At 61.7% G+C, this 21,487-nt stretch carries 19 protein-coding genes; 17 read left to right on the top strand and 2 right to left on the bottom strand.

Features of this window, described 5'->3' with window-relative positions:
- The first annotated feature begins 2 nt into the window (after positions 1-2).
- From FFM53_RS02420 to lpxB, 16 genes are all read left to right on the top strand, one after another.
- Entirely contained in the window at positions 3-1,571 is a 1,569-nt protein-coding gene (locus FFM53_RS02420) for a substrate-binding domain-containing protein (protein ID WP_138389305.1), read from the top strand.
- A 7-nt stretch (positions 1,572-1,578) separates the two neighbouring features.
- Positions 1,579-2,196, top strand: coding sequence for a 5-bromo-4-chloroindolyl phosphate hydrolysis family protein (locus FFM53_RS02415; protein ID WP_138389271.1), 618 nt, complete (start codon positions 1,579-1,581; stop codon positions 2,194-2,196).
- The gene (locus tag FFM53_RS02410) at positions 2,196-3,302 is read left to right on the top strand and encodes a type 2 periplasmic-binding domain-containing protein (protein WP_138329630.1); all 1,107 of its coding nucleotides are present in this window, start codon (positions 2,196-2,198) and stop codon (positions 3,300-3,302) included. Before FFM53_RS02415 ends, FFM53_RS02410 begins: the two co-directional genes overlap by 1 nt.
- Before the next feature lie 181 nt (positions 3,303-3,483).
- Positions 3,484-4,251 (top strand): 30S ribosomal protein S2, encoded by a 768-nt coding sequence (rpsB, locus tag FFM53_RS02405; RefSeq protein ID WP_003539287.1) that lies wholly within the window; start codon positions 3,484-3,486, stop codon positions 4,249-4,251.
- Positions 4,252-4,491: 240 nt separating this feature from the next.
- Entirely contained in the window at positions 4,492-5,418 is a 927-nt protein-coding gene (tsf, locus tag FFM53_RS02400) for a translation elongation factor Ts (protein ID WP_029873155.1), read from the top strand.
- 96 nt (positions 5,419-5,514) lie between these two features.
- Positions 5,515-6,237 (top strand): UMP kinase, encoded by a 723-nt coding sequence (gene pyrH, locus FFM53_RS02395; protein ID WP_003539289.1) that lies wholly within the window; start codon positions 5,515-5,517, stop codon positions 6,235-6,237.
- A 164-nt stretch (positions 6,238-6,401) separates the two neighbouring features.
- On the top strand, positions 6,402-6,962 hold the full coding sequence (gene frr / locus FFM53_RS02390; RefSeq protein ID WP_003559065.1) for a ribosome recycling factor: 561 nt from the start codon (positions 6,402-6,404) through the stop codon (positions 6,960-6,962).
- A gap of 37 nt (positions 6,963-6,999) precedes the next feature.
- Positions 7,000-7,743 carry an isoprenyl transferase gene (locus tag FFM53_RS02385; protein WP_003539291.1) on the top strand — a complete coding sequence of 248 codons (744 nt, stop codon included), beginning with the start codon at positions 7,000-7,002 and terminating at the stop codon, positions 7,741-7,743.
- Complete coding sequence (locus tag FFM53_RS02380) at positions 7,743-8,573, top strand: phosphatidate cytidylyltransferase (protein ID WP_138389270.1); 831 nt, start codon at positions 7,743-7,745, stop codon at positions 8,571-8,573. Before FFM53_RS02385 ends, FFM53_RS02380 begins: the two co-directional genes overlap by 1 nt.
- A gap of 28 nt (positions 8,574-8,601) precedes the next feature.
- Entirely contained in the window at positions 8,602-9,735 is a 1,134-nt protein-coding gene (gene rseP / locus FFM53_RS02375) for an RIP metalloprotease RseP (protein ID WP_064654224.1), read from the top strand.
- A gap of 199 nt (positions 9,736-9,934) precedes the next feature.
- Positions 9,935-12,268 (top strand): outer membrane protein assembly factor BamA, encoded by a 2,334-nt coding sequence (gene bamA / locus FFM53_RS02370; protein WP_138389269.1) that lies wholly within the window; start codon positions 9,935-9,937, stop codon positions 12,266-12,268.
- A 50-nt stretch (positions 12,269-12,318) separates the two neighbouring features.
- Positions 12,319-13,383, top strand: coding sequence for a UDP-3-O-(3-hydroxymyristoyl)glucosamine N-acyltransferase (gene lpxD, locus FFM53_RS02365; RefSeq protein ID WP_138329622.1), 1,065 nt, complete (start codon positions 12,319-12,321; stop codon positions 13,381-13,383).
- On the top strand, positions 13,376-13,843 hold the full coding sequence (gene fabZ / locus FFM53_RS02360) for a 3-hydroxyacyl-ACP dehydratase FabZ (protein ID WP_003539296.1): 468 nt from the start codon (positions 13,376-13,378) through the stop codon (positions 13,841-13,843). Before lpxD ends, fabZ begins: the two co-directional genes overlap by 8 nt.
- Entirely contained in the window at positions 13,840-14,658 is an 819-nt protein-coding gene (gene lpxA, locus FFM53_RS02355) for an acyl-ACP--UDP-N-acetylglucosamine O-acyltransferase (protein ID WP_003559078.1), read from the top strand. The genes fabZ and lpxA overlap by 4 nt, the downstream gene beginning before the upstream one ends.
- A gap of 3 nt (positions 14,659-14,661) precedes the next feature.
- Positions 14,662-15,543: an LpxI family protein gene (locus tag FFM53_RS02350; RefSeq protein WP_062943640.1), complete on the top strand. Its 882-nt coding sequence runs from the start codon at positions 14,662-14,664 to the stop codon at positions 15,541-15,543.
- Positions 15,540-16,718 (top strand): lipid-A-disaccharide synthase, encoded by a 1,179-nt coding sequence (lpxB, locus tag FFM53_RS02345; protein ID WP_138389268.1) that lies wholly within the window; start codon positions 15,540-15,542, stop codon positions 16,716-16,718. The genes FFM53_RS02350 and lpxB overlap by 4 nt, the downstream gene beginning before the upstream one ends.
- Positions 16,719-16,748: 30 nt before the next feature.
- Here lpxB and gltA read toward each other — a convergent pair whose 3' ends face one another.
- Positions 16,749-18,038, bottom strand: coding sequence for a citrate synthase (gene gltA, locus FFM53_RS02340; RefSeq protein ID WP_003539304.1), 1,290 nt, complete (start codon positions 18,036-18,038; stop codon positions 16,749-16,751).
- A 290-nt stretch (positions 18,039-18,328) separates the two neighbouring features.
- Between gltA and FFM53_RS02335 the strand changes: the two genes are divergently transcribed.
- Positions 18,329-20,761 carry a ComEC/Rec2 family competence protein gene (locus FFM53_RS02335; protein WP_138389304.1) on the top strand — a complete coding sequence of 811 codons (2,433 nt, stop codon included), beginning with the start codon at positions 18,329-18,331 and terminating at the stop codon, positions 20,759-20,761.
- Here FFM53_RS02335 and lexA read toward each other — a convergent pair.
- Positions 20,742-21,461 carry a transcriptional repressor LexA gene (gene lexA, locus FFM53_RS02330; protein ID WP_062943637.1) on the bottom strand — a complete coding sequence of 240 codons (720 nt, stop codon included), beginning with the start codon at positions 21,459-21,461 and terminating at the stop codon, positions 20,742-20,744. The two genes, FFM53_RS02335 and lexA, sit on opposite strands and share 20 nt — an antisense overlap.
- Positions 21,462-21,487 lie beyond the last annotated feature (26 nt).

The following is a 21,487-nucleotide window of genomic DNA, read 5'->3' as shown; positions in this document are numbered from 1 at the left end:
CGATGCGAGCACTGCTTTCAGGCCTGGCACTTCTTGCCCTTCTGCCCCTTGCCGGTTGCAATCCCTTCGGCCAGGGGCCGGACTTCTCGATCGTATCGGGATCGGAGAACACCGTTCTGCAGCCGATCGTCGAAGAATTCTGCAAGCAGAAGAACGCCACCTGCACCTTCAAATATGAAGGCACGCTCGATATCGGCCTGGCGCTGCAGAGTGACCAGGGCGTCGCGCAGGATGCGGTCTGGCCGGCCTCCAGCGTCTGGGTCGACATGTTCGACACCAAGCGCCGCGTCAAGAGCCTGACCTCGATCGCCCAGACGCCGGTGGTCATGGGCGTGCGCAGGTCGAAGGCGCAGCAGCTCGGCTGGATCGGCAAGGACGTCTTCATGAAGGACATTCTCGCTGCCGTCGAGAGCGGATCACTGAAGTTCCTGATGACCTCGGCGACGCAATCCAATTCGGGCGCCAGCGCCTATCTTGCCATGCTGTCGAGCGCGCTCGGCAACAAACCGGTGATCGAACCCGGCGATCTCGACGACAGACACGTCCAGGAAAGCGTCCGATCGCTGCTGTCAGGTGTCGTGCGCTCTTCCGGCTCTTCCGGCTGGCTTGCCGATCTCTATGTCGAATCCGCCGGCAAGGGCACGGTCTATGACGCGATGTGGAATTACGAGGCGGTGCTGAAGGAAACCAACGACAAGCTCGCCGCCCTGTCGCAGGAACCGCTTTACGCGATCTATCCGGCCGATGGTGTGGCTATGGCGGATTCGCCGATCGGTTTCGTCGATCATGGCCGCGGGCCTGAAGTCCAGACCTTTTTCAACGATCTGCTCGCCTATCTCAGCTCGGCCCCCGTGCAGCAGCGCATCGCCGATACCGGCCGGCGCATTCCGCTGACCGGCGTAGCCGCAAAACCGGAGTCGAGCTGGAATTTCGATCCCGCCCGGCTGGTGACGGCAATCCGCATGCCGGAGGCGGGCGTCATCCGCCAGGCGCTCAACCTTTATCAGGCCGCGCTGCGCAAACCGTCCCTGACCGCGCTCTGCCTCGATTTTTCCGGTTCGATGCAAGGGGAGGGCGAGGACCAGCTGCAGAAGGCGATGCGTTTCCTGTTGACGCCCGACGAGGCGAGCAAGGTGCTGGTGCAATGGTCGCCCGCCGATCAGATCATCGTCATTCCCTTCGACGGCAGCGTGCGCAACACTTTCATGGCGAGTGGAAATCCGCTGGAGCAGGAAGGGCTGCTGAACGAGATTTCCCGGCAGAAGGCCAATGGCGGCACGAACATGTATGCCTGCGCCGAACGGGCTCTGCAGCAGATTGCCCGAACCGACAAGCTCTCGACTTATCTGCCTGCCATCGTCATCATGACCGACGGCAAGTCCGATGATCAAAGCCAGGCCTTCACCAGCGAATGGAACGCGATGGAGCCGCATGTGCCGATCTTCGGCATCACATTCGGCGATGCCGACAAGACCCAGCTCGACAGCCTCGCCAAGCTGACCTCGGCGCGCGTGTTCGACGGCGGTTCGGATCTCGCCACCGCCTTCCGAACTGCGCGAGGCTACAATTAGGACAGGCATGCGCAACTGGCTCGGCAATGACGGCAACTGGATCGTGGCGGGATTGGCGGCGGCAATCACCGTGCCGCTCTTGAGCTTTGCCGCCGGCATGCCCTTCTGGATCGCCATCATCATTGCCCTTCTGGTCTTTGCCGGCCTCGTCATTCTGCTCGCACCGCGCCGGCTATTCGAAGGCTTCGATATCAAGAGCATCGGCAGCGGGCGCGTCGCCTTTGCCCGCGACCTGCTGGAGGCCGCCGTTCCCTTCGCGCAGAGGCTGGAGACTGCCGCCGACACGATAAACGATCGTCAGATGGCGGCCGCAGTCCGGCATCTCGCTGAAATTGCCGCCGATGTCTTTCGCAAGGTCGAGGCCAAGCCCGAGAGCGCCAATGCAGTACGGCGGTTCCTCTCCTACTATCTGCCGCGTGCCGCCGAGGTGGCGGAAGGTTTTGCCGTCATCGAGGCCAAGCGCGTTCCCGACCCCAAGCAGCTGGAGGAGGTGCGCGGCGTGCTGGTCAAGCTCGAAGAGGCCTTCGTCCATTACGCCGACAGCCTGGTCGATGAGGAACTCGGCACGCTCGACACCGATCTGCGCCTCATCCAGGCATCGCTCAAAGAGGATATTGGACGCTGATGGCCCTTTCTCGTCGCGCCTTTGGAGTGGGACTGCTCGGAGCAGGCGTCGTCGGCACCGGCGGTTATTTCGCCGTCCGGGATCGGCCGGAATTGCAGGGCCTGCTCGGCAGCCGCACGACGCTGTTCGGCTTCGTCGGCGGCGAGAAGGAGGCCTTCCTGGCCGACCCCGACGTCATCAGGGCGCTCGGCGGATACGGATTGACGGTGAACAGCCGTGTCGCCGGTTCCGTCGAGATGGTCCGCGAACAGGCGCTGCTGTCGCAGCATCCGCAATTCCTCTGGCCGTCCTCCTCGATCATGGTCGATATCGCCAGGCAGAACGGCATATCTATCCGCAACGACCGCGTCGTGCTGAACACGCCGATCGTCGTCTATTCCTGGCAGCCCGTCGTCGATGGACTGATGAAAGCGGGATTGGTGACGGTGACGAACGAAGGCCATCATCAGCTCGACCTCAAGGCTTTGCTTGATGCGATCCTTGCCGGATCCGACTGGTCGAAACTCGGCGTCAATTCGCTCTACGGCCGCGCCCGCATCGTCTCGACCGATCCCAACCGCTCCAATTCCGGCTTCATGTTCGCAGGCCTGGTGCTCAGCTTGTTCAGCGGCAATGTCGCGACTTCAGGCGATCTCGCCACCTTCGGCGGCAAGGTGCAGGCGATTTTCCGCAACATGGGCTTCAAGTCGCCGTCCTCAGGCAAACTTTTCGACCAGTATCTGGCAGGCGGTCTTGGCGGCGAGCCGATGATCGTTGGCTATGAAAACCAGCTGGTCGAATGGATCCTCGCCGATCCCGCACGCTGGGAGCGCATCAAGGCGAGCGCCGGCGCAAAGCCGGTGGTGCTCTATCCGCGCCCGACCGTCTATTCGGCGCATCCGCTGATCGTCGTCGACGAGAATGCCAACCGGCTGATCGAAGCGCTGGTGAGCCCGAAGCTCCAGGAGCTTGCCTGGACGAGACACGGCTTCCGCGGTCCGCTGGGGACCGCCACCGGCAACGCCGACAGCGCCATCGGCACCCTGCTGCCGGCCGAGGTCGATGCCATCCTGCCGATGCCCGACGCTGGCGTCATGCTGTCGCTGCTGCCGACGCTGGCAAGCTGAGCCGTCAGGTTTTTTCGGCATAAGCCTTGCTTTTGCGCCCAATCGAATGTATGGGCACCGGCATTCCACACGTAAGGCATGGGATCGTCCGGGAGAAATCCGGGCTGTTCCGCCCGGTGGCATCCTCGAAGAGGGTGCTGTTCGCCTTGCGGAGGTTCAACCGGAAAAGGAGTAACAAGGCATGGCATTGCCTGATTTTTCTATGCGCCAGCTGCTTGAGGCAGGCGTTCACTTTGGCCACCAGACGCATCGCTGGAACCCGAAGATGAAGCCGTATATCTTCGGCGATCGCAACAACATTCACATCATCGATCTGGCCCAGACCGTTCCGATGTTGTCGCGCGCCCTTCAGGTCGTCAGCGACACCGTTGCCCGCGGCGGCCGCGTTCTCTTCGTCGGCACCAAGCGCCAGGCGTCTGAGATCATTGCCGACAGCGCCAAGCGCTCGGCCCAGTACTACGTCAATTCGCGCTGGCTCGGCGGCATGATGACGAACTGGAAGACGATCTCCAACTCGATCCAGCGTCTGCGCAAGCTCGACGAGATCCTGAACGGCGAAGCCCAGGGCTTCACCAAGAAGGAACGCCTGAACCTCGAGCGCGAACGCGAAAAGCTGGACAAGGCTCTTGGCGGTATCCGCGATATGGGCGGCACGCCCGACCTGATGTTCATCATCGACACCAACAAGGAAAAGATCGCGATCGACGAAGCCAAGCGCCTCGGCATCCCGGTTGTCGCCATCATCGATTCGAACTGCGATCCGGACCTGATCGACTATCCGATCCCGGGCAATGACGACGCATCGCGCGCGATCGCTCTTTACTGCGAGCTGATCTCCCGCGCCGCCATCGACGGCATCGCACGCCAGCAGGGCTCTTCCGGCCGCGATCTCGGCGCATCCTCCGAAGTTCCGGTCGAGCCGGCTCTCGAGGAAGCAGCCGAAGGCTGATGAAGGCGGGCGGATCGAAAAGGTCCGCCAATGCTTGCAGAGACTGGGAAAGGCCGCTCGCGACTCATCGAAGTTCGGCGGCCTTGCCTGTTTCAAGGGAGGGCGTCAGGCTCTCCGTCCAATAAGTTTCGTTATGACGCGTCTTCATCACGCTGTCATACATACAGGTACATTTCGTGCCTCAATCCGGTGCCGAGCCGCGCTTTGCGGCCCACCGTATGAACCGACAAGAGGAAGCTAATGAGCGAGATTACGGCTGCAATGGTGAAGGAACTGCGCGAAAAGACCGGCGCAGGCATGATGGACTGCAAGAAGGCTCTTGCTGAAACCGGTGGCGACATGGAAGCGGCGATCGACTGGCTGCGCGCCAAGGGCATCGCCAAGGCCGACAAGAAGTCCGGCCGCACCGCTGCCGAAGGCCTCATCGGCGTTTCGAGCCAGGGCACCAAGGCCGTCGTCGTCGAAGTCAATTCGGAAACCGACTTCGTCGCCCGTAACGATGCCTTCCAGGAACTCGTCCGCGGCATCGCCAAGGTCGCCGTATCCACGGACGGCACCGTCGATGCCGTTGCCGCTGCGACCTACCCGGCATCCGGCAAGTCGGTTTCCGACACGATCAAGGATGCGATCGCAACGATCGGCGAGAACATGAACCTGCGCCGTTCGGTCGCTCTCTCGGTCGAGGATGGCGTCGTCGCCACCTATATCCACAATGCTGTTTCCGACGGCCTCGGCAAGCTCGGCGTTCTCGTCGCGCTGAAGTCGACCGGCGACAAGGAAGCCCTGAACGCCATCGGCCGCCAGGTCGCCATGCACATCGCCGCCACCGCGCCGTTGGCGATCCGCCCGGAAGAAGTCGATGCCGCCGTCGCCGAGCGCGAGCGCAACGTCTTCATCGAGCAGTCGCGCGCTTCCGGCAAGCCGGACAATATCATCGAAAAGATGGTCGACGGCCGCATGCGCAAGTTCTTCGAGGAAGTCGCCCTTCTCTCGCAGGCTTTCGTCATCAATCCGGATCTGACGGTCGCCGCCGCCATCAAGGAAGCTGAAAAGGCCGTCGGCGCGCCGATCGAGGTTGCCGGCATGGCCCGTCTGCTGCTCGGCGAAGGCGTCGAAAAGGAAGAAACCGACTTCGCGGCCGAAGTCGCGGCTGCCGTCAAGGGTTGATCTTCCAGCCATAATTGGGAAAACACGAAGGGCATCGCGTGACAACGCGGTGCCCTTCGTGTATCGGGCATTCACGGCAATTTACGAGGAGCCAAGATGTCTTTAGAGCCTGTCTATAAACGTGTTCTACTCAAGGCTTCCGGCGAAGCGCTCATGGGTGGCCAGGGTTTCGGGATCGATGTGACGGTGGCGGACCGCATTGCATCCGACATCGCCGAGGCACGGCATATGGGCGTGGAAGTCGGCGTCGTCGTCGGTGGCGGCAATATCTTCCGCGGTGTCGCGGTGGCGTCCAAGGGCGGCGACCGGGTCACCGGCGACCATATGGGCATGCTCGGCACCATCATCAATGCGCTGGCGCTGGCGACCTCGCTGCGCAAGCTGAACATCGATACGGTGGTGCTTTCGGCCATCTCCATGCCCGAGATCTGCGAGAGCTTTTCGCAGCGCGCAACCCTTTATCATCTGTCGATGGGCCGCGTGGTGATCTTTGCCGGCGGCACCGGCAACCCCTTCTTCACCACCGATTCCGCCGCAGCACTTCGTGCAGCCGAAATGGGTGCGGAAGCGATCTTCAAGGGCACGCAGGTGGACGGCATCTATACCGCCGACCCGAAGAAATATCCCGATGCGACTCGCCTCGACCGGCTGACGCACCAGGAAGTGCTGGACAGGGGGCTTGCGGTGATGGACGTTGCCGCTGTGGCGCTCGCCAGGGAGAATTCCATTCCGATCATCGTCTTCTCGATCCACGAGAAGGGTGGTTTTGCTGAAATCTTGACGGGCGGTGGTCTCAAGACCATCGTCTCCGACAACTGATATAAGCTGCGCCGCGGATTCGGCGCAGCCCTCGCTAGAACATGATGATTTAGGCCCGTTTGGCCTGAAAGTTGAATCATGTTCTACATTAAATAGTAAGAGCATGATGTCGCCCGAAAACCGCTGACACTTTTCGGCATCATGCTCTGGACGGGAGCATCGACATGAGTGAAGGTATCGACATCAAGGAACTGAAGCGCCGCATGGACGGCGCGATTTCCGCATTCAAGAGCGACATCGCATCGCTGCGCACCGGCCGTGCTTCGGCCAACATCCTCGACCCGGTGACGATCGAGGCCTATGGTTCGCGCATGCCGCTGAACCAGGTCGCCAACATCACCGTGCCCGAGCCGCGCATGCTCTCGGTTTCCGTCTGGGACAAATCGATGGTCAGCGCCGTCGAGCGCGGCATTCGCGAATCCAATCTCGGCCTCAACCCGATCATCGACGGCCAGAACCTGCGCATTCCGCTGCCGGAGCTGAACGAGGAGCGCCGCAAGTCGCTCGTCAAGGTGGCGCACGACTATGCCGAAAAGAGCAAAGTGGCGATTCGCCATGTCCGCCGCGACGGCATGGACGGCCTTAAGAAAGCCGAAAAGGATGGCGTAATCGGCCAGGACGAGAGCCGGGCGCAGTCGGAACGTGTACAGAAGATGACGGACGAGACGATTTCCGAAATCGACCGCTTGCTTGGCGAGAAGGAAAAGGAAATCATGCAGGTCTAGTGGATCTGTGCCTTTGCCTGGAAAGACCGGACGGGAAATGTCGGAATCTGTATTTGTGACTGTGCCAGAGCATGTTGCCATCATCATGGATGGTAATGGCCGTTGGGCCAAGCAGCGTGGCCTGCCGCGCACGATGGGCCATCGCAAAGGCGTCGAGGCGGTGCGCGAGACAGTCCGCGCCGCCGGTGCGGCCGGCATAAAATATCTGACCCTCTTTGCCTTCTCCTCGGAGAACTGGCGCCGGCCCGAAGCCGAGGTCTCCGATCTGCTCGGCCTGCTCAAGGCTTTCATCCGGCGCGACCTCGCCGAACTCCATCGCCAGAACGTGCGGATCAAGGTGATCGGCGATCGCCACAGCCTGCGCAGCGACATTCTGGGCCTGTTGCTGGAGGCGGAGGAGACGACCAAGGACAACACGTCACTGACGCTGGTCATCGCCTTCAACTACGGTTCGCGCGACGAGATCGCCCGCGCCGTCGTCAGTCTCGCCCGCGACGTCGAGGCCGGTCGCCTGAGAGCACAGGATATTACACCGGCGCTGATCAACGCCCGTCTCGACACGGCCGGCATTCCCGATCCGGATCTTATTATCCGCACCAGCGGCGAAGAGCGGCTTTCCAATTTCCTTCTCTGGCAGGCAGCCTATTCGGAATTCATCTTCCTTCCGGAATACTGGCCGGATTTCAGCCCCGAGATCTTCCGCTCGGCGCTCGAGACATTCGCCTCTCGTGACCGGCGCTTCGGCGGCCTGTCGTCGCAGGCGGCCGCGGTCGGCACCTGATGCAGAGGGAATTGAAGCTCCGCATCGTTTCAGGAGTGATTCTTGCGGCCATCGTTCTTGCCGCCACCTGGTATGGCGGCCTTGCCTTCCGTATCCTGGCGGTCGTGATCGGCCTGCTGATCTACTATGAATGGTCGAAAATGACCGGCATCGCGCGGGATTGGGTCGCCAATGCCGTCGGCTGGATCGGCGAGGCGGCGATTGCCTTTCTGGTGCTTGTCGGCAATTTCGAATTCGCCGCCGGCATGCTGGCCGGCGTCACCGCCGTCGGCATCGCCCTGATCATTCTGCAGGGCACGAGCCGCTGGTTGCCAGTGGGCCTGTTTTATGCCGGCGCCACCGGCCTGGCGCTTGCCGCGATCAGAGGCGATGACCGGCTTGGCCTTTACGCCATGCTCTTCGTCTTTGCTGTCGTCTGGGCAACCGATATCCTTGCCTATTTCGTCGGCAGGGCGCTCGGCGGGCCAAAGCTTGCCCCTTCGATCTCGCCCGGAAAGACCTGGTCGGGTGCAATCGGCGGCGCCGTTTCGGCGGTCGTAGCCGGCGTCGTTCTCGTCCATTTTCTCCTTCCGGGCGCTGAAATCATCGCCGCTGGCGTGGCGTTCGTTCTCTCGGTTTGCAGCCAGTCGGGCGATCTTTTCGAATCGTTCATCAAGCGGAAATTCGGCGTCAAGGATTCGAGCCGTCTCATTCCGGGCCATGGCGGCGTCATGGACCGTGTCGACGGACTGATTTTCGCCTGTTTTTCGGCGTTCTTGCTTGCTGGGCTTTTTTCCCTGATAAAGGGGGCCGGAATGACGTCGCTTGGCGCGGCATTGTTCGGACTCTGACAACGCGGCGGTCTGACGGAAGGGACTCATGGAAACGATGAGCGGCATATACGCATTTCTGATGGGGAACATCGTTACCTTCATCCTCGTGCTGTCACTGCTCGTCTTCGTGCATGAGATGGGCCATTACCTTGTCGGGCGCTGGAGCGGCATTCGCATCCTTGCCTTTTCCGTTGGCTTCGGTCCGGAGATCTTCGGCTTCACCGACCGCCACGGAACACGCTGGAAGATTTCGGTGATCCCGCTTGGCGGCTACGTCCGGTTCTTCGGCGACGAGGATGCCTCGAGCAAGCCCGACACCGACAAGATCGCCGCCATGTCCGAGGAGGACAGGGCGCGCTCCTTTGCCGGCGCCAAGCTGTGGAAACGCGCTGCAACCGTCGCGGCTGGCCCGATCGCCAATTTTCTGCTGGCGATCGCCATCTTCACCATTCTTTTCTCGGTCTATGGCCGCACGATCGCCGATCCCGTCGTTGCCGAGGTCAAGCCCGACGGCGCTGCCGCTGCCGCCGGCATCCTTCCAGGCGATCTGCTGGTCGCCATCGATGGCGGCAAGGTCGAGACCTTCGACGACGTGCGCCGCTATGTCGGCATCCGCCCGAGCCAGAAGATCGTCGTGACGATCGAGCGCGCCGGCCAGAAACTTGATGTGCCGATGGTGCCGCAGCGCGTAGACACGACCGACCAGTTCGGCAACAAGGTCGAGCTCGGCCAGATCGGCATCGTCACCAGCCGGGAGGCCGGCAACTTCCGCCTGAAGACCTATACGCCGCTGCAGTCGCTGCGCGAGGCTGTGATCGAGACCCGCGATATTGTCACCGGCACCTTCAAATATATCGGCAACATCTTCAGCGGAACGATGCGCGCCGATCAATTGGGCGGGCCGATCCGCGTGGCGCAAGCTTCGGGCCAGATGGCGTCGCTTGGAATAGGCGCAGTGTTGCAGCTTGCGGCGGTGCTTTCTGTTTCGATAGGATTGCTTAACCTGATGCCGGTTCCGGTACTTGATGGCGGCCACCTGATGTTCTATGCGGTGGAAGCGGTGAGGGGGAAACCGCTCGGCTCTTCGGCCCAGGAAATTGCATTTCGCATCGGCCTGGCGATGATACTGACATTGATGGTTTTCACGACCTGGAACGACATTGGCTCGTGGATAGGGTAAACGAGCAAGGCGAGGTCAATTACTATTTATTTACGATGTTTCAAGGCTGTAGTGGCGAATGGGTCACGCTTGCAAATGAAGTAAACAGAAATTAACGACCTGCCTTGCTTGTATGTCAAAAGCGGGTAAAACGACACACGTGACCGGAATCGGGTTCTCCTGGAGCCGGGGACGAGGGAAACAAAAGGTAATGGGTGAAATGAAGGCTGGTTCAAAGTTTTTGAACGCAGTATCGGCGGTTGCGCTGTCTGCTGGTGTTGTTGCTTCGGGCGCAGGTGCTGTGACGTTCGTTTCCGCTACGGCCGCTGAGGCCGCGGTCATCCAGCGCATCGATGTGCGCGGCGCAAGCCGTGTCGGCGCGGAAGCCGTCCGGTCGAACCTCACCATCGCTCCCGGAAAGAGTTTTTCGAACAGCGATATCGATGCCTCGGTCAAGCAGCTCTACGGCACGGGTTACTTCTCCGACGTCAAGATCTCGGTTTCCGGAAGCACGCTCGTCGTCAGCGTTCAGGAAGCCCAGCTCGTCAATCAGGTCGTCTTCAACGGCAACCGGAAGATCAAGGACGACAAGCTCGCGACGATCGTCCAGACCCACGCTGCCGGTCCCTATAGCGACACCCAGATTCAGGCTGACATCCAGTCGATCAAGGAAGCTTACGCTGCCACCGGCCGCAGCGAGGTCGAGGTCACGACGCAGGTGGTGCCGCTCGGCGAAGGCCGTGTCAACCTCGCCTTCGTCATCAACGAGGGCGATCGCACCAAGATCGATTCGATAAACTTCGTCGGTAATAATGCCTACAGCGCCGGCCGCTTGGCTGCCGTCATCGCCACCAAGCGTTCGAACTTCCTGTCGTTCCTGACTCGCAAGGACGTCTACAACGAAGACAAGCTCCACGCCGACGAAGAAGCGCTGCGCCAGTTCTATTACAATCGCGGCTATGCCGACATGCGCATCGTCTCTTCCGATGCCACCTTCGACGACGCGACCAACAAATACACGCTCACCTTCAACATCGAGGAAGGCCAGCGTTACGACTTCGGACCGGTGACCGTCCAGTCGACCGTCGAAGGCGTCGGCTCAGAGCAGCTGCAGCCGCTGGTGCGCACCCGCGAAGGCCAAGTCTACAACGCCAAAGAAGTGCAGAAGTCGATCGAGGCGATCTCCGATCAGGTGGCGTCTGCCGGTTATCCCTTTGCGCGCGTCACGCCGCGCGGTAACCGCGACCTCAACAACAACACGATCGGTGTCGAATATCTGGTCGACCAGGGCGAGCGCGCCTATGTCGAGCGCATCGAGATCCGCGGCAACAGCCGCACGCGCGACTACGTCATTCGCCGCGAATTCGACATGAGCGAAGGCGACGCCTTCAATCAGCAGATGATCACCAAGGCCAAGCGCCGCCTCGAAGCGCTCGGTTACTTCTCCTCGGTCAACATTTCCACCCAGCCGGGCAGCTCGCCGGACCGCGTCGTGGTGGTCGTCGACGTGCAGGATCAGTCGACCGGTTCGTTCGGTGTCGGCGCGGGTTATGCCGCCGGCGGCGACGGTCTGCTGCTCGAAGCCTCGATCGAGGAAAAGAACTTCCTCGGTCGTGGTCAGTACATCCGCATCTCGGCCGGTGGCGGCCAGGAAGGCTCGCGCGCCTACGGCGTCAGCTTCACTGAACCCTATTTCCTCGGCTACCGTCTGGCGGCAGGCTTCGACGTCAACCGCAGCGAAACGTCGAGCAACGACGACTACGATTACGAAGAAACCAGCGTCGTCCTGCGTGTGACTGCGCCGATCACCGAAGATCTGGCGACGACCTTCCGTTATAACTACAAGCAGATGAAGTATGACGGCGATACCTCTGATCTTTCGGCGACCTACGCCAATCTGGTCGACGAGAGCCCGTGGACGCGTTCTTCCGTCTCGCAGACGCTGACCTACAACACTCTTGACGACACCGTCCTGCCGCGTGAAGGCATCTATGCGACGGCGACGCACGAACTTGCCGGCCTCGGCGGCGACTCGCAGTTCTACAAGATCTACGGCAAAGCCCGTTATTATCACCTGCTCGCTGACGATGCCGATATCATCGGCTCGGTCTCCGCTTCGGCTGGTTATGTCGTTCCCTTGGGCGACCATCTGAACGTCTTCGACCAGTTCACGCTGACCAACGGCGATATTCGCGGCTTCGAGAACAAGGGTATCGGCCCGCGCATTCGCGGGGATCACGATGACCCGCTCGGTGGCACGACCTATTTCACGGCGTCTGCGGAAGCCACCTTCCCGATGCCGGGCTTCCCGCGTGACTTCAACCTGCGCGGCGCAGTCTTTGCCGATGCCGGTACGCTGTTCGGCAATGACGTCGAGCTTCTTGGGTCAGACCAGGCCGACGGTACCAGCGCTTCGCTACGCGCCTCCGTCGGTGTCGGCGTCGTATGGCAGTCTCCCTTCGGTGCATTGCGTCTGGATTACGCGATCCCTGTCCTCAAGGAAGACTTCGACAAGACGCAGAACTTCAAGTTTGGCATCAACAACCAATTCTGATATCGGCAGTCCGGAACTGTAAGACTCAATTCCGTTCTGGAGCATTGCCGATGGAGCAAAACGTTTTTTTTCTGCCCCATGAAGGTCTGAAGCTCGCTGAGCTGGCAGAGTTTCTTGGGGCGGAACTCGCCAATTCCGACTATGCCGATGTTATCGTCAGGTCCGTTGCCCCCATCAGCCGGGCCCGGGCGGGCGATGTCTGTTATATCCTGTCGCGTCGTAACCGCGATGAACTGGCGACATGCGAAGCCTCGGCAGTGATCTGCGACAAGGCGCTCGTCGATCTCGTACCCCCCCATATCCCGGTCATCCTGTCGTCCAATCCACATGCGGCTTTCGCGATGGCGGGCGGCCTGTTTTATCCCGCGGCATTGCGCCCGGTCGTCTTTTCCGGTGAAAGCGACATCGCGCCAAGTGCGGTGATCGATCCGAGCGCCAAGCTTGAAAAGGGCGTGATCGTCGAGCCGCTGGCCGTCATCGGAGCGCATGCCGAGATCGGCGAAGGGACGCGCATCGGCGCCCACAGCATCATCGGTCCGAATGTCAAGATTGGCCGGGATTGTTCGATTGCGGCCGGCGCCAGCATTCTCTGCGCGCTGCTCGGCAATGGCGTCATCATCCACAACGGCGCCCGCATCGGCCAGGATGGTTTCGGTTATGCGCCGGGCCCGCGCGGCATGATCAAGATCGTCCAGATCGGCCGAGTGATCATCCAGGATAATGTCGAGATCGGCGCCAACACCTCGATCGACCGTGGCACCATGGACGATACGGTCATCGGCGAAGGCACCAAGATCGACAACCAGGTACAGATCGGCCACAACGTTCAGATCGGCCGCCATTGCGCCATCGTAGCGCAGGTCGGCATAGCCGGCAGCGCGAAGATCGGCAATGGCGTTCAGATCGGCGGCCAGGTCGGTATCAAGGGGCATGTGACGATCGGTGACGGCGTGCAGATCGCCGCCCAAAGCGGTATCATGACCGATCTTGCCGCCGGCGGACAATATGGTGGTACACCTGGGCGCCCGCTGAATGACTATCTGAGAGATGTCGCGCAACAGATGTCAAGGACGAAGCTGCGCGGGACGAAACCTGGAGGCAAGCAAAATGACTGAGGAAGCCACGACAACGCTTTCTTCGGCTGACATCATCGAGATCATGAAACTGCTGCCGCATCGCTACCCGTTTCTCATGGTCGACAAGATCATCGAGATTGACGGCGACAACACGGCGATCGGCATCAAGAACGTCACGGTGAACGAACCGCATTTCACCGGTCATTTCCCGGAATCTCCGATCATGCCCGGCGTTCTCTTGATCGAGGGCATGGCCCAGACCGCGGGTGCGATCTGTGCCAAGAAGGATGGCCAGCCAGGCAACCTCGTCTATTTCATGACCATCGAGAATGCGCGCTTCCGCAAGCCCGTCGTACCCGGCGATCGTGTTGAATTCCATGTCAGGAAGCACAAGCAGCGCGGCAATATCTGGAAATTCCATTGCGACGCCAAGGTCGACGGCGCACTTGTCGCCGAAGCCGATATCGGCGCGATGATCGTTCGTAAGGATCAGGCATGAGCACTATCGCCGAAAGCGCTCGCATTCATCCGATGGCTGTCGTCGAAGACGGCGCGACCATCGGTGAGGGCGTCAAGATCGGTCCCTTCTGCCATGTCGGGTCGCACGTCGTCCTGCATGCGAATGTCGAGCTTTTGTCGCATGCGGTCGTGACCGGCCGCACCGTGGTCGGCAAGGGCACACGCATCTTCCCGATGGCGGTCGTTGGCGGCGATCCGCAGAGCGTGCATCACGGCGGCGAGGAGACGACGCTGACGGTCGGCGCCAACTGCACGATCCGCGAAGGCGTGACGATGAACACCGGCACGGCCGATTTCGGCGGCCAGACGATCGTCGGCGACAACAATCTCTTCCTTGCCAATTCGCATGTCGCGCATGACTGCCGGGTGGGCAACCATGTGATCATGTCGAACAACGTCATGCTCGCCGGCCATGTCGTCATCGAAGATCGCGTCATCCTGGGCGGCGGCTCGGCCGTTCACCAGTTCACCCGCGTCGGCCGTCAGGCCTTCGTCGGCGGGCTCTCGGCAGTCAGTTACGACGTCATTCCCTACGGCATGCTGAACGGCAATCCCGGGCTGCTGAGCGGCCTCAACGTCGTCGGCATGACGCGCGCCGGCGTCGACCGCGCCGTCATTCACAGGGTGCGGCGCGCCTACAAGTCGATCTTCGAAGGACCGGGCTCCGTCCGCGAAAACGCCGCCGCCATCCGCGAAGAATATGCTGATTGCGAGCAGGCGGTCCACATCCTCGACTTCATCGCCGCCGACAGCGACCGCGCCTTGTCCTCGCCAACCCGGGGGCAGAAGGGCTAGTCCGTGACTCTTTCCGGCGATACCGCTGCGGGCCGGCTGGCGATCATCGCCGGCGGCGGCCTTCTGCCTTCCTATGTTGCCGAAGCTGCGCGCGCGGCGGGCGAAAATCCCGTCATCGTCGCGCTGAAGGACGAAAGCGACCGGCGCTGGGAAGGGTATGACCATGCCGTCATCGGCGTCGGCGATTTTGCAGCTCTCGAGGGCCTCTTGAACCGCTACGGCATCGGCCGTGTCGTCATGTCCGGCAGCGTGCGGCGCCGGCCGGAATGGCGCGAGGTGCGCCCGACGCTGCGCACTCTGATGAAGATGCCGGCCACGATCCGCACCTTGCTGTCCGGCGGCGACGATAGGGTGCTGCAGATGGTGATCCGGCTGATCGAGGGAAACGGCCGGCGTGTCGTCGGTGCCCATGAGATCGCCCCCGACCTTCTTGCCGCCGTCGGCCCGCTCGGCACGGCGATACCGGGCGAAGAAGACCGGCGCGATATCAACCGCGCGGCGGAAGCCGCCGAAATGCTCGGCCGGCTCGATGTCGGGCAGGGCGCCGTCGCCATCGGCGGGCGTATCGTCGCGCTGGAGGGTCTTGAGGGCACGGACGAGATGCTGGAGCGTGTCGCGGATCTTAGAGCCGCCGGGCGCATCTCGCCGCGCCGCCGCGGCGCGCTGGTCAAGCTCTGCAAACCGCAGCAGGATATTCGCGCCGACCTGCCGGCGATCGGCGTTTCCACGGTCCTGAACGCAAGGAAAGCCGGCCTTGCCGGCGTCGCCGTCGAGGCCGGCCGCTCGCTGGTGCTCGATCGCGCCGCCGTCATCAAAGCCGCCGATGAGGCCGGGCTTTTCGTCTGCGGCATCGATCGCGGCCTGCCGGCATGGGGGCTCGAATGAACGGGGCGCCGTTGAAGATCGCCGTCATTGCCGGTGAGGTGTCGGGGGATCTGCTCGGTGCCGATCTCATCGCCGCCCTGAAGCGGGTTCACAGCGGACCGGTGGAACTCGTCGGCGTCGGCGGTGAGGGGCTCCAGGCCGAAGGCTTGAGATCCCTGTTCGATTTCTCCGAGCTGTCGATTATGGGCATCACCCAGGTGCTGAGCCGGCTGCCAAGGCTCTATACCCTGATCCGCCAGACAACGGCTGCCATCATCGCCGCAAGGCCGGATATTCTTCTGATCATCGACAGCCCGGATTTCACCCATCGCGTCGCCAAGCGTGTCCGCACCGCGCTGCCGGATCTGCCGGTTGTCAATTATGTCTGTCCGAGCGTCTGGGCCTGGAAGGAATATCGCGCCACGCGCATGCTCGCCTATGTCGATCATGTGCTCGCCGTCCTGCCCTTCGAGCCGGCAACAATGCGTGCGCTCGGCGGGCCTGAGACCACCTATGTCGGCCATCGCCTGACCGCCGATCCGGCGCTGCTCGAAGCGCGGCGGCAGCGCGCCATGCGCGCACCCGTCGAGGGAGCCGGCAAGGCGATCCTGATGCTTCCTGGATCTAGATCCTCCGAAATCGCCAAACTGCTGCCGTTCTTCGAGGATGCGGCCAAGGAACTTGTCGCCCGCAACGGCCCGATGCGATTCCTGCTGCCGACCGTGCCGCACAACGAAGCGCTGGTGAAGGGGCTCGTCGCCGGCTGGGCCACGCCGCCGGAGGTGGCGGTCGGGCCGGCGCAGAAATGGAAGGCCCTTGCCGAGGCGGATGCGGCGATGGCAGCTTCCGGCACGGTGATCCTCGAACTCGCCCTTGCCGGCGTGCCGACGGTGTCCGTTTACAAGACGGATTGGATTATCCGCCTGCTCGCCCGGCGCATCAAGGTATGGACGGGCGCATTGCCCAATATCATCGCCGATTATGCCGTCGTGCCGGAATATCTGAACGAGATCGTCCGCGGCGCCAGCCTGGCGCGCTGGATGGAGCGGCTGTCGGCCGACACGTTCCAATTGAAGGCGATGAACGAGGGCTACGATCTCGTCTGGCAACGCATGCAGACAGAAAAGCCGCCCGGCGAGCACGCCGCCGAGATCCTTCTCGACGTGCTGAAAAAGAAAAAACCCGGTCGTTTCTGACCGGGTTTTCTTTTGGGTCGTTGGAAGCGATCAGCGCTTCGAAACCGGGATGTAATCGCGCTTCGGTTCGCCGACATAGAGCTGGCGCGGACGGCCGATGCGCTGTTCCGGATCCTCGATCATCTCGTTCCACTGCGCGATCCAGCCGACGGTGCGGGCAAGCGCGAAGAGCACGGTGAACATGGTCGTGGGGAAGCCCAGCGCCTTCAGCGTGATGCCGGAATAGAAGTCGATGTTCGGATAGAGCTTCTTCTCGATGAAATATTCGTCGGTGAGCGCGATACGCTCCAGCTCCATCGCCACTTCGAGCAACGGATCGTCCTTGATGCCGAGTTCGCCGAGCACTTCATGCGTCGTCTTCTGCATGATCTTGGCGCGCGGATCGTAGTTCTTGTAGACGCGATGACCGAAGCCCATCAGGCGGAACGGATCGTTCTTATCCTTGGCGCGGGCGACATATTCCGGAATGCGATCGACCGTGCCGATTTCGTTCAGCATGTTGAGCGCTGCTTCGTTGGCGCCGCCATGCGCGGGCCCCCAGAGGCAGGCGATGCCGGCGGCGATGCAGGCGAACGGGTTGGCACCCGACGAACCGGCGAGACGGACGGTCGAGGTCGAGGCGTTCTGCTCATGATCGGCATGCAGGATGAAAATGCGGTCCATGGCGCGGGCAAGCACCGGATTGACCACATATTCCTCGCAAGGCACGGCAAAGCACATGCGCAGGAAGTTCGAGGCGTAGTCGAGGTCGTTCTTCGGATAAACGAAGGGCTGGCCGATATGGTACTTGTAGGCCATGGCGGCAAGCGTCGGCATCTTGGCGATCATGCGCAGGCTGGCGACCATGCGCTGGTGCGGATCGGTGATGTCGGTGGAGTCGTGATAGAAGGCCGACAGCGCGCCGACACAGCCGCACATGACGGCCATCGGATGCGCATCGCGGCGGAAGCCGGTGAAGAAGCGGCTCATCTGCTCGTGCACCATGGTGTGGTGCGTGACGCGGTAATCGAAATCCTTCTTCTGCACGGTGGTCGGCAGTTCGCCGTAAAGCAGGAGGTAGCAGACTTCGAGGAAGTCGCCGTGCTCGGCGAGTTGCTCGATCGGATAGCCGCGATGCAGCAGGACACCTTCGTCGCCGTCGATGTAGGTGATTTTCGATTCACAGGATGCGGTCGAGGTAAAACCCGGATCGTAGGTGAAGGAAGCTGTGTTCTTGTAGAGGGCACCGATATCGATGACGCTCGGGCCGATCGTGCCGCTTTTGACAGCAAGGTCGACAGACTTGTCACCGATTTTTATTGTAGCGCTTTGATCCGTCATGCTGATCCTCCGAAATGGCGGTGGCGCCATAAAAGCGCCATAGGGGTTAAGCGTCCTCACCGATAGCTATATGATCGCGAAGCTAATGCCAAGTTACCGTGATGGCATTTTGTGCATTGCGGTATCACCTTTTAGGCACTGCAGCGATGAGCCGCACGCATATCGGAAGCTGATGATTCGACTGGTCTTTTGGCGCTCGCGATTTTCCCTCATATTTCAATCGATTATTCTTGCCGGATTTGATTGGAGGTTGCATTCTGGCCGCCTTCGCAGCCGGGCTTGGGCGGTTCATGCAGGAGTTGACGACAGTCGAATTGCGGCCGGAAGCAGGCGAAGGCCTTGCCGACTCCTCCAGTTTTTCACCACCTGTCGTGGTGACGCGGCCGACACGGACGCAGTCGGCGACACCATTGCGCCACCGGCTGCCGGCCGCAGCCTCGCAATTGCTGCGTGCCGGCATGCGCATGCTGGGCGAAGAGGCGGACCACGGCCGCCTGCTGCTGTTTTCGCCGGTCTTCCTCGGCGCTGGGTCAGCCGTCTGGTTTCTCGCGGCATCGGATTTTTCCCTCGTTGCATCACTGCTCTGCCTGTCGGCGGTGACAGTGGCGGTTCTCATCGCCAGCCGCAGCCGGGCGGCAGTGCGGGCAACGCTGCTGGCGCTCTCGCTCGTGGTCTGCGGCATGGTCACGGCGCAGTTCGAGAGCCGGCGGGCTTCGACCGTGATCCTCGATTCATCAGTGACGACCACGGTGACCGGCCGTGTCGAGCGGCGCGAAGGCGATGGTCGCGGGCGGTGGCGCTACATTCTTGCGGTCACCGGCACTAAGGCACCGGAGCTGAAGCGGCGGCCGGAACGCATCACCGCCATCGCCCGCGGCGCGGACGCGGCCTTCGAGATCGGCGATATCATTACCGGCAGGGCGCGGCTGACGCCGCCGGCAGGTCCGGCACTTCCCGAACTCAACGACTTCTCCTTCGGTGCCTATTTCGATGGCATCGGCGCCAACGGCTTCTTCTACGGTGCACCGACGAAGGTCGATGCGCAGGCTGGTCCCCAGGCTGCCAGATCGACGGCTGAAACGCTGCTCGAAGGGCTCTACCGGCTGCGCAGCGGCATTGGTGACCGCATAAGGTCGATCCTGCCCGGCGACACCGGCGCTTTCGCCGCTGCTCTGGTGACGGACGAGCGGCGTGCCATCTCGAATGAAACGACGGAGGCGCTGCGCCAGTCCGGCCTGGCTCATATCATCGCCATCTCCGGTCTCAACATGGCGCTGTCGGCCGGCATCTTTTTCGTCGGCTTCCGGATGCTGCTCAGCCTCTTTCCCGGCATTGCTGAGGCCTACCCGACGAAGAAGATCGCTGCCGCCGGCGCGCTCATCGCTGTCACCGCCTATTTCCTGATTTCGGGCTTTGCGGTCTCTGCCGAACGCGCTTTCATCATGATGGCCATCATGTTGGTTGCCGTCTTCTTCGACCGGCCGTCGATCAGCCTGCGCAATGTCGCTCTCTCCGCGCTCGTCATCGTCGTCATTTCGCCGTCCGAGGTTTTGGGTCCGAGCTTCCAGATGTCTTTTGCAGCGACATTGGCGCTGGTCTCGGGCTATCAGCTGTGGAAGGACCGGCGCGTCCGCGAAAACGCCTTCCTGAAGCTGCCGATCATCAGGCCATTCGTTACGGTTGCGGGCTTCTTCGGCGGCATCTTCCTGACCTCGCTGATCGGCGGTTTTTCCACCGCGCTGTTTTCGATCGAGCATTTTCATCGCCTGACCGCCTACGGCCTGCCGGCAAACCTCGCGACAATGCCGATCATCTCCTTCATCATCATGCCGGCCGGCCTGCTGGCGATGCTGCTCATGCCTTTCGGCCTGGACGTTTTGCCTTGGAAGGTGGTGGGATTCGGCCTCGATCTGGTGATCGCGGTCGCAAAGACGGTGTCCGGCTGGGATGGCAATATAGACGTCGGCCGCTTGCCCGCCTGGTATTTCGCCGTCGCCGTGGCAGGCTTTCTGCTGCTGACGCTGCTCCGCACCCGATTGCGCCATGTCGGCACATCGATCATCGCGGTCGCAACGCTCATCCTGCTGCTTCTGCCGGGTCCCCGTCCGCCGGATTTGGTGATTTCGGAGGATGGCAGTCTCGTCGCAATCGTCGAGGCGGCGGCCATGGCGTCCAACCGTGAAAGACCGCCGGATTTCATCTTCGACCAGTGGCAGAGAGCGCTGGTCCTGCCGAGGCATGATCCGCCGAAGATGCTGGATGGTCCTGCTATCCCGCCTGAGGGAGAAGACCGCCGCGTCAGGCTTTCCCGCGATCAGCAGAACGAAGCAAGGACCGCGATGCGGGCGGCCACAGCGGGCGGAGACGCAAACCGCTTTTCCTGCGTCAAGAAGGCCTGGTGCACATCAAGGCTCGCCAATGGTCAGGTGGTAACCGTCATCGACAATGCCGCCTATCTCGGTCCGGCATGCGACGCGGCCGATATCGTCGTGACCTCGGTCCGCCTTCGCTTCAACAGCTGCCGCTCGGGTGCGACGCTCTTCACCGGTGAGACGCTGCGCAGGACCGGATCCATCGAGTTGCGCTTCACGGACGCCGGCCTGGAGGTCGCAACCGCATTCGATGCATTGTCGCGGCCATGGATGCGCCATCGCGCCTATGACTGGCGCAGCAACAGCTTTACCGAATCGGGCCTAGCCAATGTCAGTGATAGCGGCGAATGAGACCGACGAGTTTACCCTGAACCTTGACACGGTCCGGCCCGAAAATCCGGGTCTCGTAAGCCGGGTTGGCGGCCTCCAGCGCGATCGAGGCGCCCTTGCGGCGGAAGCGCTTGAGTGTCGCTTCTTCGTCGTCGACGAGAGCAACGACGATGTCGCCAGGACTTGCGGTGCTGCCGTTGCGAATGATCACGGTGTCGCCGTCGAAGATGCCTGCGTCGATCATCGAATCGCCCTTGACCTCCAGCGCATAATGTTCACCGGAGCCGAGCATGTCGGCCGGAACGACGATGTCGTGGGTATTGTTCTGGATCGCCGAGATCGGCACACCGGCAGCGATTCGGCCCATGACCGGCACGGAGACCGAGTTGCCGTTGTCGGCGACGGGCTTTGCGGGAGCAGGGGCGGTGACCGGCTGAGGTTTGCCGAGGCTGCCCTCGATGACGCTCGGCGAAAAGCCGCGCCGGGGCTGAATGCTGGGGCTGTAGGCCTCCGGAAGCTTGATGACCTCAAGCGCGCGGGCGCGGTTCGGTAGGCGGCGAATGAAGCCTCGCTCCTCCAGCGCCGTAATCAAGCGATGAATCCCGGACTTGGAGGCGAGGTCCAGGGCATCCTTCATTTCGTCGAAAGATGGCGGAACGCCGGATTCCTTCATGCGCTCATGAATGAAAAGGAGAAGCTCCTGTTGTTTGCGCGTGAGCATCGACGTTGTGACCTCGTGATTGAAAC

The sequence above is a fragment of the Rhizobium indicum genome, from assembly GCF_005862305.2.
Taxonomy (GTDB): domain Bacteria; phylum Pseudomonadota; class Alphaproteobacteria; order Rhizobiales; family Rhizobiaceae; genus Rhizobium; species Rhizobium indicum.
This window is presented reverse-complemented; position numbering and strand designations above follow the sequence as displayed.

Coding starts and splice junctions, on each gene's coding strand:
- lpxD (WP_138329622.1), top strand. CDS start 12,319: ATGGAGCAAAACGTTTTTTTTCTGCCCCATGAAGGTCTGAAGCTCGCT.
- FFM53_RS02380 (WP_138389270.1), top strand. CDS start 7,743: ATGCAGAGGGAATTGAAGCTCCGCATCGTTTCAGGAGTGATTCTTGCG.
- lpxB (WP_138389268.1), top strand. CDS start 15,540: ATGAACGGGGCGCCGTTGAAGATCGCCGTCATTGCCGGTGAGGTGTCG.
- rseP (WP_064654224.1), top strand. CDS start 8,602: ATGGAAACGATGAGCGGCATATACGCATTTCTGATGGGGAACATCGTT.
- bamA (WP_138389269.1), top strand. CDS start 9,935: ATGAAGGCTGGTTCAAAGTTTTTGAACGCAGTATCGGCGGTTGCGCTG.
- lexA (WP_062943637.1), bottom strand. CDS start 21,461: ATGCTCACGCGCAAACAACAGGAGCTTCTCCTTTTCATTCATGAGCGC.
- FFM53_RS02385 (WP_003539291.1), top strand. CDS start 7,000: ATGTCGGAATCTGTATTTGTGACTGTGCCAGAGCATGTTGCCATCATC.
- gltA (WP_003539304.1), bottom strand. CDS start 18,038: ATGACGGATCAAAGCGCTACAATAAAAATCGGTGACAAGTCTGTCGAC.
- lpxA (WP_003559078.1), top strand. CDS start 13,840: ATGAGCACTATCGCCGAAAGCGCTCGCATTCATCCGATGGCTGTCGTC.
- FFM53_RS02335 (WP_138389304.1), top strand. CDS start 18,329: ATGCAGGAGTTGACGACAGTCGAATTGCGGCCGGAAGCAGGCGAAGGC.
- frr (WP_003559065.1), top strand. CDS start 6,402: ATGAGTGAAGGTATCGACATCAAGGAACTGAAGCGCCGCATGGACGGC.
- pyrH (WP_003539289.1), top strand. CDS start 5,515: ATGTCTTTAGAGCCTGTCTATAAACGTGTTCTACTCAAGGCTTCCGGC.
- fabZ (WP_003539296.1), top strand. CDS start 13,376: ATGACTGAGGAAGCCACGACAACGCTTTCTTCGGCTGACATCATCGAG.
- FFM53_RS02410 (WP_138329630.1), top strand. CDS start 2,196: ATGGCCCTTTCTCGTCGCGCCTTTGGAGTGGGACTGCTCGGAGCAGGC.
- tsf (WP_029873155.1), top strand. CDS start 4,492: ATGAGCGAGATTACGGCTGCAATGGTGAAGGAACTGCGCGAAAAGACC.
- FFM53_RS02420 (WP_138389305.1), top strand. CDS start 3: ATGCGAGCACTGCTTTCAGGCCTGGCACTTCTTGCCCTTCTGCCCCTT.
- rpsB (WP_003539287.1), top strand. CDS start 3,484: ATGGCATTGCCTGATTTTTCTATGCGCCAGCTGCTTGAGGCAGGCGTT.
- FFM53_RS02415 (WP_138389271.1), top strand. CDS start 1,579: ATGCGCAACTGGCTCGGCAATGACGGCAACTGGATCGTGGCGGGATTG.